This window comes from Nostoc sp. DSM 114161 (assembly GCF_052692665.1).
In genome coordinates, this window is sequence record NZ_CP195141.1 from 7,015,890 (window position 1) to 7,031,341 (window position 15,452).

At 38.4% G+C, this 15,452-nt stretch carries 16 protein-coding genes; 8 read left to right on the forward strand and 8 right to left on the reverse strand.

Going from position 1 to position 15,452, the window contains the following annotated elements:
- The first annotated feature begins 221 nt into the window (after positions 1-221).
- Positions 222-473, forward strand: coding sequence for a hypothetical protein (locus tag NSTC745_RS29175; RefSeq protein WP_445634119.1), 252 nt, complete (start codon positions 222-224; stop codon positions 471-473).
- A 146-nt stretch (positions 474-619) separates the two neighbouring features.
- Here the strand turns inward: NSTC745_RS29175 and NSTC745_RS29180 are convergent, their stop codons facing one another.
- Positions 620-1,429 (reverse strand): PEP-CTERM sorting domain-containing protein, encoded by an 810-nt coding sequence (locus tag NSTC745_RS29180; RefSeq protein ID WP_445634120.1) that lies wholly within the window; start codon positions 1,427-1,429, stop codon positions 620-622.
- A gap of 749 nt (positions 1,430-2,178) precedes the next feature.
- On the opposite strand from NSTC745_RS29180, the gene NSTC745_RS29185 reads away from it, so the two are divergent.
- The 5 genes from NSTC745_RS29185 to NSTC745_RS29205 all read left to right on the forward strand — a co-directional run bounded on the left by NSTC745_RS29185 (position 2,179) and on the right by NSTC745_RS29205 (position 7,737).
- Complete coding sequence (locus tag NSTC745_RS29185) at positions 2,179-2,382, forward strand: hypothetical protein (protein ID WP_445634121.1); 204 nt, start codon at positions 2,179-2,181, stop codon at positions 2,380-2,382.
- A 507-nt stretch (positions 2,383-2,889) separates the two neighbouring features.
- Positions 2,890-4,362, forward strand: coding sequence for a D-alanyl-D-alanine carboxypeptidase/D-alanyl-D-alanine endopeptidase (gene dacB / locus NSTC745_RS29190; RefSeq protein ID WP_445634122.1), 1,473 nt, complete (start codon positions 2,890-2,892; stop codon positions 4,360-4,362).
- A 503-nt stretch (positions 4,363-4,865) separates the two neighbouring features.
- The gene (locus NSTC745_RS29195) at positions 4,866-5,468 is read left to right on the forward strand and encodes a TerD family protein (protein WP_445634123.1); all 603 of its coding nucleotides are present in this window, start codon (positions 4,866-4,868) and stop codon (positions 5,466-5,468) included.
- Positions 5,469-5,633: 165 nt separating this feature from the next.
- Positions 5,634-6,206 carry a TerD family protein gene (locus NSTC745_RS29200; protein ID WP_445634124.1) on the forward strand — a complete coding sequence of 191 codons (573 nt, stop codon included), beginning with the start codon at positions 5,634-5,636 and terminating at the stop codon, positions 6,204-6,206.
- Positions 6,207-6,333: 127 nt separating this feature from the next.
- Positions 6,334-7,737 (forward strand): TerD family protein, encoded by a 1,404-nt coding sequence (locus tag NSTC745_RS29205; protein ID WP_445634125.1) that lies wholly within the window; start codon positions 6,334-6,336, stop codon positions 7,735-7,737.
- Positions 7,738-8,080: 343 nt separating this feature from the next.
- On the opposite strand, the gene NSTC745_RS29210 is transcribed toward NSTC745_RS29205, so the two are convergent.
- The 7 genes from NSTC745_RS29210 to NSTC745_RS29240 all read right to left on the reverse strand — a co-directional run bounded on the left by NSTC745_RS29210 (position 8,081) and on the right by NSTC745_RS29240 (position 14,023).
- On the reverse strand, positions 8,081-9,085 hold the full coding sequence (locus NSTC745_RS29210) for a phycobilisome rod-core linker polypeptide (protein WP_445634126.1): 1,005 nt from the start codon (positions 9,083-9,085) through the stop codon (positions 8,081-8,083).
- A 414-nt stretch (positions 9,086-9,499) separates the two neighbouring features.
- Positions 9,500-9,838 (reverse strand): CpeR family transcriptional regulator, encoded by a 339-nt coding sequence (locus tag NSTC745_RS29215; RefSeq protein ID WP_096538415.1) that lies wholly within the window; start codon positions 9,836-9,838, stop codon positions 9,500-9,502.
- Positions 9,832-10,461, reverse strand: a complete 630-nt coding sequence (locus NSTC745_RS29220; RefSeq protein ID WP_445634127.1) for a chromophore lyase CpcT/CpeT — start codon at positions 10,459-10,461, stop codon at positions 9,832-9,834. The genes NSTC745_RS29215 and NSTC745_RS29220 overlap by 7 nt, the downstream gene beginning before the upstream one ends.
- Before the next feature lie 227 nt (positions 10,462-10,688).
- Complete coding sequence (locus NSTC745_RS29225) at positions 10,689-11,225, reverse strand: phycobiliprotein lyase (RefSeq protein ID WP_445634128.1); 537 nt, start codon at positions 11,223-11,225, stop codon at positions 10,689-10,691.
- Positions 11,226-11,380: 155 nt separating this feature from the next.
- On the reverse strand, positions 11,381-12,139 hold the full coding sequence (locus NSTC745_RS29230; RefSeq protein ID WP_445634129.1) for a phycobilisome rod-core linker polypeptide: 759 nt from the start codon (positions 12,137-12,139) through the stop codon (positions 11,381-11,383).
- A 36-nt stretch (positions 12,140-12,175) separates the two neighbouring features.
- Positions 12,176-13,039, reverse strand: a complete 864-nt coding sequence (locus tag NSTC745_RS29235) for a phycobilisome linker polypeptide (RefSeq protein ID WP_096538411.1) — start codon at positions 13,037-13,039, stop codon at positions 12,176-12,178.
- Positions 13,040-13,441: 402 nt separating this feature from the next.
- Complete coding sequence (locus NSTC745_RS29240) at positions 13,442-14,023, reverse strand: phycobilisome protein (RefSeq protein WP_445634130.1); 582 nt, start codon at positions 14,021-14,023, stop codon at positions 13,442-13,444.
- Positions 14,024-14,258: 235 nt separating this feature from the next.
- On the opposite strand from NSTC745_RS29240, the gene NSTC745_RS29245 reads away from it, so the two are divergent.
- Together NSTC745_RS29245 and NSTC745_RS29250 are read left to right on the forward strand one after the other, a co-directional pair.
- Entirely contained in the window at positions 14,259-14,942 is a 684-nt protein-coding gene (locus NSTC745_RS29245) for a HEAT repeat domain-containing protein (RefSeq protein ID WP_445634131.1), read from the forward strand.
- A gap of 165 nt (positions 14,943-15,107) precedes the next feature.
- Positions 15,108-15,308: a hypothetical protein gene (locus NSTC745_RS29250; RefSeq protein WP_445634132.1), complete on the forward strand. Its 201-nt coding sequence runs from the start codon at positions 15,108-15,110 to the stop codon at positions 15,306-15,308.
- Positions 15,309-15,452: the final 144 nt, after the last annotated feature.

Consider the following 15,452-nt stretch of genomic DNA (forward strand, 5'->3'; position numbering starts at 1 on the left):
TGTACAACTAAAAAGGAGAGTAATGACCGAAGATAACGACGAGCCTGAGAGAAGCCCGGGGGAAATTGGGACTGGCGAACAGAAACCAGGGATTGGTCAGCCGCTGCGTCAGAGCTTGCTTGCTTTTCTCTCGCTAGAATGAAAGACAAAGATTTAATTGAAATCATCGATACTAAGCGGGGCTTACTTAGATATATTTGTATATTTAAGGATAAGTAAGAATGACAGAAGCACAATTAATAGCTACTCATATACCCATAAATGACATTGTAGGTATGCTTACCGCCATTGGAAACAAAGACTACGCTCAATTTCAAGAGTTAGAGCAAGCTTTTGTTTCCCAACATGGAGAGGAAATTTGGGAGCAATTATTTAACTTTCGCATCTTACCTGTGTTAGATAGACCCGCTAATCAATGGCTACTAGCACAGTGGATGAGCCACGGTATCAATGGTGTAAAAATAGTGGCTTAGACAGGTGGAATGAAATTAGTTGTAAGTATTATTAATTAAAAAAAGGCAGGAAATCCCGCCTTGAGGAAAATATATAAAACCATACTTAAGCTAAATATTAGGCTTGACTATGGTTAAGTGTTGTCAAAATTATTGCAAATGCATGATTAAGCTAAAGATTTAGCTGACATATCTTTTTTCTTTTTGAGGATGATACCGAAAGCAGCCGCCATCAAGGTTCCGAAAATGCTGGTGGGTTCTGGAATAGAAGTTTCTTCCACAGGTATGGGTACTTTGATGCTCAAATTTTTCAAGGGAGTGTTATTCAAAGTTAAAGAAGTTATGGTTGGCGAACCGGGGATATCAGATTGGAAATCAAAAACTGTGGGAGTTAAACTACCATTGCGATCGCTATATCGTTCGCCATACCCATAAACTTCAAAAGTACCCTGATAGTGTTTTCCGGTGTCTGGGTCGGTGACAGTACCAGTGTAAAAGGCTTTGATGAAATTAAATTCGTCTTGAACTACTCCCTGAAATGTGGTTCCTGCTAATTGTCCTTGGTATTTGAAAGGAGTCAACTGACCGCCAGAAAGAACAGGTGATGTCAGAACGCCATCGAAAGAGACAAAAGGAATACCTTTGAAGTCAACGAAGTAATGCAGACTTCCATCTGAACGTGTTTCTACTTGCAAATAGTCTGATTGATACACAGGAACATAATTAGGATTATTAGTAGTACCTAAGTTCCGGTAATAAGTTCCAGTTTCATCCGTATCAATACGAGTAATACTGTTATTAAAATTGGGATTATTTCTGGGAAGTTCGATAGTTCCTGATAATGAACCAGTGCTTTGAATTGTAATGAATTGAGCCGCAAAAGCACCGGAACCACCAAAACCAATAATTGCTGCGGATAAACAAGTACTGCTAATAATTGCACTACCCAGCTTAGCCCCTGATGAACTTACTTTCATGAACAATTTGCTCCTGTAATCGCCGATGAAAAGACACACCTAGTACGCTGAGATTCATTTAAATGTTTCTCTGGCATGATTTATTGTTCCCAAAAGATTTATGTAAGTTTCATTAATTACAAAAAAAAATGTCGGAAATAATTGGAACATTTTATTTACTAAATTAGTCGGCATAGTCTATTATCAAAATAACTCTCTACTTCAATAGACAGTAGAATTGAGAATTATAAGTGGCTCTCTGTCTAGCTTTCAGACCTAAAACTCTTACTTGACTTTCCTTGAAATCTGTTGTACCTCCACTTAAAAAAAAGGTAATTGGAGATCGTTGTAAGTTCAGTTAAGGAACTCGAAGGTTAAGTTAAGATTAAAGCTTTCTTGTTGGGCTTCAGACAAAATTATGTTTTATATCTATCAGCGATCGCAATATTGGTCTGATATGATTCAGTTTGACAATATCCTTCCTTGCTATAAATAAGCAATTACAAATAGCGACGGAAACAAGGGGGAAAAACTGGAGATAAATGTATTGGCAACAGCAAATTGAAAATCAAATGCAGTACATAACTTCAATTTCAAAAACAAGTATAAAGGCTGTTTAATTTGCCAATTTTGACTTTGATAATACTGAATCTTGCTGGAAAATTTTATCTAAAGTCTGTCACCTAACTGTGGAATGGTTAGCGTTTTCGCGTCCAAATTTATAGCTAGAAGGCGGCTACTTAAACTAAACAATCACTAGCGCAATAACTATGCAACGATACACATACATGAAAGTAGGTCAGTCTGTAGTGTTAACTGACCACATAACAGGTGATGAGTTAGTTTTGCAAGGCGATGACTATATCAATTTCTTTAATGAGGTCATGACCAAGACTAAAAAGTTAGTCTTTCCCCAAGATAAATGGTTAACTTGCAGTGAATTCATTGACTATCATATTAGTCAATACTTCTAATAGCATTTTACAAAAATCGCGATCGCATAGATTTGTTGTAGGGATTTGGCACTGCTCATTGGTGTCAACTTAACGTGAAACCCTGATATAAAGGTGATGAGCGAGTTCTACTCATTTACCATCAAGATCCGCGTTACCCCACCCCGATTTTGTCTAAAGCCAAAATCGCCCCTCCCCTTGCTAAGGGGAGGGGTTGGGGGTGGGGTAAAACGATTGTGGGGCAAGAGTTTGAGCTTAAGTTGATACGTATGAGCAGTGCTAAACCCCTAACCACGTATTTGTATCATTATGAAATGGTATATAGTCTGAGATTTTAGATTTTTGATGGAAATTTGGAGCGAGTTTCTACAAGCACTGAGGATTTTGGTTGAAATAGATGAAGATCGCTGTAAATATGTGAACATCTCCCTTATACTAGTTAAGTAACTTTACTGAGCCAATTACTCTTTCTTAAAGAAAGAAGTTGCTGGCAAAGTGAAATCATTGAACATTGGATAAGGTATATTGGTGAAACTTAAGACTTTCAAGCGATCGCTGGGTGTTTTGTTAATATTCTTAACTACCCAGATAACATTTAATTCTACAGTTGGTAAAGCACAAACCCCAGCGCCACCCACAACTACTACAAAAGCAATTTGCTCTACCCAATTGGGAACAGCTATAGATTCTGTTATCAATCGTCCCCTATTTAGTCGGATGCGTTGGGGAATTTTAGTGCAACCTCTATCAGCGAGGTTAACTCTTTACAATCGAGACGCCGAGAAATATTTTACTCCAGCGTCTAACATGAAGTTGCTGACAACAGCAGCAGCATTACAGCAGTTGGGTGCTAATTTTCGTATTCGTACTTCTATTTATCAAAATGGCAATGGTGTTTTACGTGTTGTCGGTAGGGGAGATCCGAGTTTGAGCGATACCCAACTGCAAGCATTAGCACAACAGTTGAAACAAAAAGGTATTACTCAAATTCAGGAATTAATTGCCGATGATAGTTATATCCAAGGAGATATTGTTAACCCCACTTGGCAATGGGAAGATGTCCAATCAGACTATGGCGCACCAGTCAATAGTTTTATCACCAATCAAAATATTTTTAGCTTAAAACTAGTACCTCAAGCTGTAGGTAAACCTTTAAAATTAGTGTGGACTGATGCTAGCGAAGCTACACAGTGGCGAACGATTAATCAGTCGTTAACTGTTGACCAAAAGCAACCAATTTATATCAATGTTACCCGCGAGTTATCAGGAACAACATTGAGAATTGAAGGACAGTTAACAGCAAATTCTGAACCTTATTCATTAGATTTACCTGTAGTCGATCCTAATTATTACTTTATCCGGCGCTTTCGTACTGCTTTAGCAAAAGAAAAAATCCCTTTGGGGAAAGCATTAGTCGTATCTGGCGGTACTAATCAAGAGGAAATAGCATTTGTAGAGTCACCACCTTTAGCTGAATTATTAGCAGAGACAAACGTTAATAGTAATAATCTTTATGCTGAGGCACTATTAAGAGCATTAGCTGTGGAAAAACCCAGACTGAAAAATCAGATTAGCGCTAATGTCGGTTTAGAAGTTGCTAAAGCAAGTTTAACTCAATTAGGAGTCGATCCAGCAAATTACGTTTTAATAGATGGTTCGGGTTTATCGCGTCGTAATTTAGTAACGCCAGAAGCTTTTGTACAAGTTTTGCGGGGAATGTCAAGAACGCCGAGAGCATCGATATATCGTGCATCTTTACCTGTAGCCGGTAAAAGTGGAACCTTAAGAAATCGTTTTCAAAACACACCAGCTGAAGGTATTGTGCAAGCCAAAACTGGTACGTTAACTGGTGTAGTTTCTCTATCTGGATATGTGAATGCGCCTAAGTATGAAACGTTAGTTTTTAGTATTATTGTCAATCAATCAGAACAGCCTGCAACAGTTGTGCGTCAAGCAATTGATGAAATTGTCGTATTGTTAGCTCAATTGCAGCGTTGTTAATAAATGTTGAGAGATTGTAATTTTTGCATCTCTATATTTAATTTGTTAAAGCGATCGCAGTCAATATTACTGCCTGTTTATCATTGAATATCATAGCAATACTGCTATCAAGAAACTATGTGACATCAAGACCAAAATTTGAGAGTTTAAGTATTTTTCCTGATTACAGCAATCCTTACAGATGAATAGGATAGAGCGCATAATAGTGCTATCAATTTAATTCTATGTTAATCAATAATTAATTCTTGCAAATAACCGGATTTACACAATAAAACTTAGTACCTTGATTGCCATTAATTACAGCATATTTCACAAAAATTAAATAATGTTGAAATGTTTTTTAAGCAGTCAGCAATCTAGCTGATTAATTTTGTGGTGATTTCCAAGCTTTCCATTTGTTTGCAGAAAACGAATTAAAAAACTTGCTTAAGAGGTGGCTTGAAATCGTTACTTTAACGGTATAGATAAGAGTTTATCAATCCATATATCTAACATCGAGAAACATGGGAATTAACTTACAAAAAGGACAACGTATTTCACTTTCTAAAGAAGCTCCTGGACTCACAAAACTGATGTGTGGACTAGGCTGGGATACTGCAAAACGTTCAGGTGGTGGCGTTTTTGGAGTTTTCAGGAACACTCAAGATTGTGACTTAGATGCTTCTGTCATGTGTTTAGATGAAAATGGCAAAATCAGAGATACAAGCAACCTTGTTTACTTTGGAAACCTATCTCACAAATCTGGAGCTATTACTCATTTAGGTGATAATCTCACAGGAGTAGGAGACGGTGATGATGAGCAAGTTATTGTAGATTTAGCTCGACTACCAAAAGAGATCGTCAAACTGGTTTTTACAGTGAATATTTACGATTGTATTGCTCGTAAACAAGAATTTACCCAGGTTAAAAATGCGTTTGTACGCCTGGTTAATACATCTAACAAGCAAGAATTAGCTAAGTATAATCTGTCGGGATCTGAATATAAAGGAATGACCGGAATGATTATGGCTGAAATTTACAACCACAATAATGAGTGGAAGATGGCAGCTATTGGTAATGGCATTAATGTTAATGGTTTAGAAGGACTTGTGAGAGCTTACTCTTAAATTACTGACAGTGGAGCATTAGTGAGTTACTGAGCAAGATTGTTTTAATTCATATCTCACGCCTTCTGGATGATACAAGTCAAAATTCTTTGATATTGACTAAGTTATTGAATTACTCAATAACAACTCTAGGTAAAATTCATTTTCAAACAATAGGTAGTAATCATGTCAATTAACCTCAGTAAAGGCGAAAGAATCAATCTTTCAAAAGAAGCACCAAGTTTAATAAATGCTGGAATTGGTTTAGGATGGGATCTTAACGCCACAGATACAGGTTCAGCTTTTGACCTAGATGCATCTATATTTATGTTAGGGACTAATGGAAAAATTCCTAACGAAAAATACTTTGTATTCTATAACAACCCACAATCACCCGATAATTCTGTGAAACATGAGGGAGATAGCAGAACTGGAGAGGGTCATGGGGACGATGAAACAATTCAAATTGATTTGAGTAAAGTTGATGCTTCCGTTCAAGAAATAATTTTTGTTGTCACTATCCACGAAGCAGAACAAAGAAAGCAAAACTTTGGGCAAGTCAGAAACTCGTTTATTAGAATTTATGACAATAAAACAGAAAAACAAATTGCCAAATATGAATTAGATGAAGATGCTTCCGCAGAAACGGCAATTGAATTTGGTAAACTTTATCGCAAAGATGGAGAATGGAGATTTCAAGCTGTCGGCGCTGGTTATAAAGCAGGGTTGCAAAGTTTCGTAGACCGATATGCGGCTTAGTAGTTATTTATAGAGAGTAATAAAAAGGGGGTATTCATTATTGTTACCCCCTTTTTTGCATAAATTAATATCATAATTGAGAATTTGTGAAGTTAACAAAATAACAAATTTTAAGGATGTATCGAAAATGGAAATTGAATTAAGTAAAGGTGGAAGATTTAATCTTTCTCAAGAAGCTCCCAATTTAAAGAAAGTAGCTATTGGCTTGGGTTGGCAAGTAAATCAAGGTGGGCAAGCCTATGATATTGATGCTTCGGTATTTATGTTAGGCGCAGATGGTAAAATTCCTGATGAAAAGTATTTTGTATTTTACAATAATCTGCGATCGCTCGATGGTTCTTTAGAACATTCAGGAGATAATAGAACCGGAGAAGGTAATGGAGATGATGAGACGATTTATGTTGATTTGGCAAAAGTCAATCCAGCTATTCAGGAGATAGTTTTTGTTGTTACTATTCATCAAGGGCAAGAAAAAAATCAAAATTTTAGTCAAATCAAAAATGCTTTTATCAAGATTTACAATCGCGAAAGTAACAATTCTCTAGCTCGATACAACTTAAGAGAGGCTTTTTCTCAAGAGACAGCTTTGGAATTTGGGCGCTTATATAAAAAGGATAATCAATGGAGATTTCAGGCGGTAGGAGAAGGGTATAGTTCGGGACTACAAAGTTTTGTAGATAAGTACATTGTTGAAACTAAACAAGAACAAAAAAAAGAAGATGAAAAAGAAAACTATAAAACTCAAGCAAAGATAGCATTAGATAAAAAGCTTGAACAGCAAGCACCACATATTTTTAATCTTGCTAAAACGGCAGATATATCACTTCAAAAAGTAAATTTGACAAATCATCAAGCCAAGGTTGCGCTTTGCCTTGATATCTCTGGTTCAATGGGTTCGCTCTATAGTTCGGGTAAAATTCAGCGGTTTGCTGAAAAAATTCTTGCTTTAGGATGTCGTTTTGACGATAACGCCTCTATTGATATATTTCTCTTTGGAGCTAAAGCTCATCATGTGGGTGAAATGACTATTGAAAATTTTCAAAGCTTTATTCAAAATTTGCTAAAACAGTATCCCCTTGAAGGTGGTACTTACTATGGTCAAGCTATGAATATGATTAGAAATTTCTATTTTCCAAACTTTAAAAAAAGTAGCCAAAACAATCCTGGTTCGTTAAATAAACCAGTTTATGTCATGTTCGTTACAGATGGAGCAACCTCTGACGAGTCGCAAACACAACAGTATCTTAAAGAGTCTTCCTACGAACCGATTTTTTGGCAATTTATGGCAATTGGTAAGTCACGTAAAGATGTTAAAAGTAAAGGAATTTTAGGCTGGTTTTCCCAAGCAATTACAAGTGATTTTAGTTTTTTAGAACGACTTGATGAAATCAGCGATCGCTATCTTGATAATTCTGATTTTTTCAGTTTGGAAGATCCAGAAAATATAGCAGATCGAGAACTTTATGATTTACTGATGACTGAATATCCTAACTGGGTCAAATTAGCTAAAGCCAAGAATATATTACAATAAAAAATAAGTGTCTCTCTACGATCGCCTGAATTTAACCAGACCTAATCGTTAGATCGAAGTTGCAATTTGGGAACGTATAGATTTAACTAGACCTCCGAAACAATACCATTCGCAGACAAGCAGATTTTAAAAGTTGAATAAGTTTGTAGTAAGTACTTTAGTGCTGAAATATTTGCGGACTAAAGTCCTCACTACAAACGATTTGCTTGACTAAGCTAATACGCATTTAACTTGCATATTGTTGATTTTGGAGAAAAAGCGTCAATCCTTCTCCTCTGCCCCTCTGCTCCCGTGCTGTCTAAATGTGCAAATTAGGTGCTTAACAGCTTATTGTGTGGGTAATTTAGCCATTAAAAACACGACTGCGCCACTTATTTAAACGGGCTTCTCCAACTGCCGCCAAGCGTCGAGCATCAGCAATTTGCTCTTGCAATGCGGTAATTTGTTTTGCTTGGGCGTCGGCTTGCTGTTGCAAAGATGAATATTCATCTGCACTTTGAAAACTAGAAACCTGCGAACTACTAGTAAATTGTGTTGTACCGATGGTAGCAAATGGTCGTAACTCAGCTAATTGTTGTTGTAAAGTTGTAATCTGATTTTCTTGCTCTTGAATTTTTTGCTGCAAGCTTTGTTCGCCTGTTTTATTAGCTGCAACAAATGTATTGACTTCAGCAACAGATTCAGATTTGGGTTTGAACAATTCAGCTAATAATGCACCAACATCCGTAGGTTTGAGTTTACCGTAAGGAGTGTTAGTAATTAGCGATCGCACCAACTGAGGTTTATTATTTGATGCTAAGTTCTTATCGCTGCTAGAGTTACTCCTTACTAGTTGCAGCATATTGGTAAATTCCAATATCTTTTTGCCAGTTTGGGTTTTGTAGCCGCGATAATATGGTACTATGTTATCCCCAAAAGCACTAAAATACTCCTCGCTATCAACATAAGAATCAATATCACCCTCAAAACCTTGTTCATCTAAAATGTTGCTGTGATATATCATCTCGGAGTAGTCATCAGGAGCGCGGCCTAAAAGATGCTTGAAGTTCAACTCGATAGCACGGTAGCGGTAAACGTTATCAAAAAATCTAGAGCGATATAAATCAGATTTAGCAACTTGACGCACAAACTCACGAACGCTAATTATGCCTTGCTTGAGTTGTGATTCTGGAGCAATGAGGCGTTCGCTTTCCATCACGTAAGCATTGCCCAAAACTTGCCGATAAACTGCACGAATCACAGTTTCGATGTCATCAACCGAACTACCAGGCCACAGTTCAATGATTGCTGTTTCGGAAAATGCTTGATATTGGCTTTGTCTAATTTCATCATCTGAAAGAGTTGGCATAGTTTTCAACAACCTTTGAAAAAACAATATTTTTAAAAGTAATGGGATACCAGTATTTGTTAGTGTTTCTTTCAGGACTTACGCACTCAGATCCCCCAACCCACCTTAAAAGTAAAGCTTTAAAAGTTTCGTCTTTTTTAAGGGGGATCTAGGTTTCAGGCTTCAGTGCGTAAGTTCTATATTTACTCAAATTTATCACTAACAACTTTAATTCCCTTCACAATTAGGATATAAGTTATCAAGTTTTGAGAGATTTTTTAGTTACATTTTCTAACAAATCTAGATAGCTAACAGTTAATACCTAACAACTAATTACATCAAAAATTGGCAGTGATAGATTAGTTAACCGTCAACTATCTGAGGGAGGAATTAGAGCGTACTTCTAACTCTAAGCAAGCTTGGCAATGGCATTTCTCAACAACGAACATCAAATCTAGTATAGAAACCACCGTATTTTATCCAGTATTGTTTCAATGTGTGATGAGGTGTGTGTAAACTTGCTTTTGCTTGATATAGAATAACTTGGCGATGATCGCCCATCCAAATTTTATTAACGGGGTCAACAGATATTACTGTTCCTCCTAAAGAAGCTACACATTCAGAAAACCTTTCAATCGTCGTATATTCTAATGTCTCGAAGATAAAAAAGTTACCCGAACAAATCAAGTGGCGACTGCGAATCCAGCAGCGCATTTTTTTTTCAGCCAGTGGAGGTAACATTTTGGATTTAACAGATTCGAGCTGAATTAACATAATGCGTTCACCGCATTCAATTCATCAGCAAAACTTTCTCGTTTTTCAAACCGCAAAGGCCCGGCAGTTGAACCCCATATTTGTTCGTGGGTTTCAATATCCATGCCTTTATCTAGACTTACCCAAGTATGCTCAGTTATTTCTACTTCGCTAATAAGATATGTCTGGCGGCCATTGCGAGAAATTAAACATTGATTTCCTGGTTCTACATTACCGCGAAACATTTCACCTTCTCGAACAAAAATCATTGAACAGTGATAGCGCCGTTCGATACTTCCTGGGGTGATGGTTTTAAGAATATCTAATTCACGACCGGCACCTGCATAAAGTATAGGGTCTTTCAAGCTGTAATTTTCGATATAAATGCGATCGCCTAAATCTACTAATTTATGTATTCCCTGGCGATAGGGTGTCCATAAGTCGTGGTCATATGCTTGTTCAGAATAAAAACCGACCGCAGAAAAAAACTCAAATGGTAAAGGACGAAAAAAAATGTGGATGTGCGCGTAAAGCTGAGGATTTGCAAAAGATTGCTTTTGATTGCTAAAATCTCCTGCCATCCAACTAGCTAAGGTGAGCAAATCGCTAGACTTAGTGTTGGAGTCACTAGGTGCTATTGTCATATTCAATCTCAGGAGTGACAAGACAAAATTATACTAATTTAAAATTCACGCATTCAAAATTCACGCATTAAGAAAGCCAAACAGAACAAAGGTTCAGAAGTATGTATCTGTCGCATTCTTTTTTCAAATTGGTATTAGATAATTTGGTGTACGCTCAAAAAGCATAAACACTTTTTATAGACGTTAACTGTTGACGGTTGGCGGTTAACAGTCATCAGCGAACATTGCTAACTTGTTGAACTTGACAAAGACCGAATTTCTGAAGAAAAGGAAGCGGTTGTCACGCCTTTACCATCGCTGGTTTTTATCATCGATACGCGAAATCGGAGATTTGGGTTAGCAAACCAAATTCGTTCTTCAGCCGCAGCGAGGTCATACTGTGTCAGTAGGGTAAAAACGCCATCATCACTCAGGTAGTATTTACCTATTGCCGGGATTGTTTCAGCATATCCCTTTTCCCGCAAGAGTTTGCCTTTAGAAGGATTTTCAATATCGGGAATTGGTACAAGCACTGTACTGCCAGAGATTGGTTTATCGTCCCAGTCTGATTCACCTTCCCAAGTCATGCGAAATGGATGAGTAATATTGCTAGTATCAATGTCATATAATTTACATACTTCTTGCACTGCCGGATCGTCGGTAGATAGAGATTCAATGTCAATGGTAGACAAAACTTCTTCAAAATGGGCGAATGCTAAGTGATGGCCGCTACGTTGCGATCGCCACCGTCCAATTGAAAGTTCAAAGAATTCAGTAATTTTCATTACAAAAGCGATTTGAAAAAGCAGTTTACAATCAGTGTATATGATGCTAGTTTATTTTACTTTTTATCAAACCTGGGATAAGGGATTAGGGATTGGGTACTGAGTACTGGAGAAACAATGAGAATAACCAATACCCAATGCCCAATCCCTATTTTTTAGACTATCTCTGTGATACTAACAATCTTGCTACCAGTGCGATTAATCCGCTGAATTTGCGGTGTAATCTTGCTAGCAGGAACGATGTACTCGGTTGTGGCGCGGCGGAGGGGATTATTAAATTTTCCGCTTCCACCCTGAACGAGGATCTTAAATCTCTTTTCAGTAGTACCGATAACAGAAGGTAACTTAATTTTAGCAGCACTGTTGGTTGCTACTGAGTATACCAACTGCGAGGACTTGAGGGTACTTGAGCTTTCAGCTGCACCACGAACAATACCAAAAATTCGGTTATAACCGACTTGCTTTTGTCCTACTTGGCTACTGTTTCCCCGATAGTAGGGTACAGTGTTGTCGCCAAAGTTAGCCTCATACTCCGGGCTATCGATGTAGGAATCGATCTCTGCATCATAACCGTTTTCAATGGTACGAGTGATATGGTCAGAAATCTCTGACTGATCTAGGGGAGCGCGGCCTAAGAGATGTTTAAAGTTGAGTTCAATGAACCGATAAGGAGCAGTGGTTTCAAAAAATCGGCTGCGGTAAATCTCGGATTTTGCGACGATTCGCACAAAGTCACGAACGCTGATTTTGCGATCGCGCAGTTGCGATTCTCCAGTTACGAGCCGCTGACTTTCTAACAAGTGAGCGTTACCCAAAACTTGTTTATAGACGGCTCGAATCACTGCTTCCACTTCTTCAGTAGAGCTAGTTGGCCATAGCTCCACCTTTGGGGAATTTATAACAATGCTTCCCATGTACCTTTTCCCAAGCTTAGTTTGTAAATAGATTCTCTAATTGACCGGAGTGATACTAGCAATTACACCACCCTGCTTGTGAATCCTTTGATACTCTTGTGATAGTTGATTGTAGGGTACGAAATAGACCTGGTTGCTGCGGCGAAACTTGGAAATACTATTTACCACATTTGCCTTGTAACCAGTAACTTCAATCCGGTATACCTTACCATCATCACTTGCTCCCACGCCTTGACGGGTTCTCGGAGTAGATGTTGGATTGCGGAATGTAGCGCCCTTGCTGAGTGGCGAAACCACAGGACTAGGGGTGTTTTGAATTACTAAGCTGTTCAATTTCGGCTGTTTCCCAGCTAAGTCACCTTTGAGACTGCTGCTAGCAGAACCACGTACTAACTGGAATAAGTGGCTAAACTGAACCAAGCTCTGAATTGCTTCAGTTTTGTAGCCGCGAATGTAGGGTACAGTGTTTTCGCCAAAAGTCTCTTGGTATTCGTCGCTGTCTAAATAAGAATCAATGTCAGCTTCAAAACCCTCTGTATCGAGAATAGTGCTATGCGAACGGGTTTCTTCTAGATCCAATGGCGCACGACCAAGAAGATGTCTGAAATTTAATTCAATCGACCGATAGCGGGGAACGCTATCAAAAAAGCGCGAGCGATAAAGTTCCGACTTAGCGACTTGACGCACAAACTCACGAACGCTAATTTCACCCCGTTTGAGTTGGGATTCCGGAACACTTACCCGCTCGCTCTCTAAAACATAGGCATTGCCTAAAACTTGCTTGTAGACAGCTCTAATTATGGTTTCAATTTCCTCATTAGAGCGACCTGGCCACAGATCGACGGGATCGGTGTCTTCAAATAAAGCGACCCCTAATCGTGATGCTGGTCCGAAAGCCATTCAAACTATCTCCCAGTTAACAACTAAATTTTATGAGAATGATATTCAGCAGATGTTAAAAAACTTTACATGACTTTAAACAAGAGGGAGAGCTAGAGCCTTAAAAATTGCTCTGAACGTCCATAATTCAAGTTTTTTGAATTTTTTACATCATTATGCCTTTACACATTCTGATACGATCGCGAAGCGATATTTGTTAAAATTTGTTAAGTTAAATGATACTTGAGAGAAATTTAAGTTTTTTTTAGTACTTTATCGATACCTTAAGGCATTGCGGTATGCATCCAGATGCACAAACGTTGCAATTGCTAGTCTCTACAAGGATTTTGATGTGATGCACAATCGTTTTCATACATGAAATCAGCAACGCCAATTTTTTGATATCTAAAATGACATAACTTTTTAGCGCTGAATTTGGAAAGCAGCTAGTTGGGTAATTAAATGGTCAAAATAAGGAGTAATTTCTTGGTCATTGGCTTGGCAGCGTTTCAAACTAGCAGCTTTAATACTTTTTAAGCCCAAAACCATTGCATCCAAGGGAACTTGTAATTCCTGATAAAGCAAATTCATATAGTGCAGTCCTGTGGGACTAGTATATTCAGCGTGGCTACCCGCGATACCATAGGTGATGCAGCGAAGAAAATGCCAAAAATCTCGCCAGCAAGCTTGAGCGCGTTCAGCTGGATAAAGACCTCCCCCAGGCTCGATAATTTCAGGATAAGTCAGCAAAACCTGAACTCTTGCTTCATCAACGATTTCGGCTGCCCGATCGCGCAATAACTGTGCAACAGGAATTAAGGCAGAATAATTAGGTGATAAAGTTTGGATCTCTAATAAATCTTCGTCACTCAAATAGCGAAGATTATCATCCGCAGCTTGGAATATAGCGATCGCTGCTGGAGGATGGGATTGTTCCCACTGTGCAAAGCTGACAATTCTGGCTTTGGTTATTAATTGCTTAACAGTTTCGGTTAGTTGAGTCATTTGTCATTGGTCATTTGTCATTTGTCATTTGTTAGGACTTACGTAAAAACTCTCTGAAACTCTTATTTCTTTGTGTCCTTTGCGTCCTTTGCGGTTCGTTTTTTCATGATTTTGCGTAAGTCCTGATTTGTTATTGTGTCCCTCATCTCCCAGTCCCCAATCGCTAATCCCCATTCCCTAGTAATCTTCCCAAATGCGATCGCTATTTTTTGACATTTGTAAAATAAAGTAAAGAATGACCTTAATAAATGTAGTTATGGAAATCGATAAAATTAAAGCTCAACTGGAGAATCCAGATTTTCAGTATCGTTTGAAAGCGATCGCCGCGCTCAAAGAGTATGGATCAGAAGTTGCAGTCCCTCTGTTAACCAGTAAACTCCATGACTCAGAATTTTTGGTGCGTTCCTTTGTGGCAAGGGGTTTGGGTAGCCAACAATCAGCAGAATCTTTTGCTGCTTTGATCCAAATTATGAAATTCGACGATACACCCAACGTGCGAGCTGAGGCAGCAAATTCTTTATCCCTATTTGGGAGAATAGCAGTTTCTCATCTAGTTTTGACATATTATCAGGATGACCACTGGTTAGTCCGTCGTACTATTCTCGCAGCGATCGCGGAAATGGATTGTCCTGAAGAATTATTTGATATCTGCGTTCAAGGTTTAAAAGATGAAGATTTTACAGTCCAGGAATCCTCTGTTGATGCGCTAGGCTTACTGGCTGGCTCTACCCTAAATGTTGCAGCACTGTCTCAAATACTCAGCTTGGTAAATACTGAATCTTGGCGGATGCGCGTGCGGGTTGCCTACGCCCTCAAACGATTTGACGAACCTCAAGCAAAAGCAGCCCTCAACCAACTCAGACAAGATAACGATCACCGAGTTGTGGGAGCTGCTTTAGAAGACTTGTTGCCACGATAGCAAAGCGAACTGGTTTAAGATTTTTGTGAATAAACTTAATGATGCGAACGAACTCAACCTATATATAGGTAATACTTTATTTTATCTTAAATTCGAGCAAAATATCCGGGCATTTTGCGAAAATCTAGAATAAAATATCAAATTCTTCGAGTTCGGGAGAGATTTGTGACTGATATACCAACTGGTCAAATGACTTGGCGATTACCAGGTTCCTCAGAATGTGCCTTGTATTTACGGCATCATGCTTCTGAACCTTGGCGATCGTATAAAGAATTTCCCCAATATGTTCTACCCGATCCGCCCGGTTTTTCCGAAGGATACGCTACATTTTTAGCCCTTCTCAAACAGAAGTGGGAAGCTGTGTAAAACAACTCAGAATATGTAATTTATACCAATACTATTTCACGAAATTATTGATACAAATCATTTTTCTTGCTCCCCCTGCTCCCCCTGCTTGCCATCGTCAAACCCCAGCGCCAAGAGACTTTCTTTATCTATTGCCTACCATAA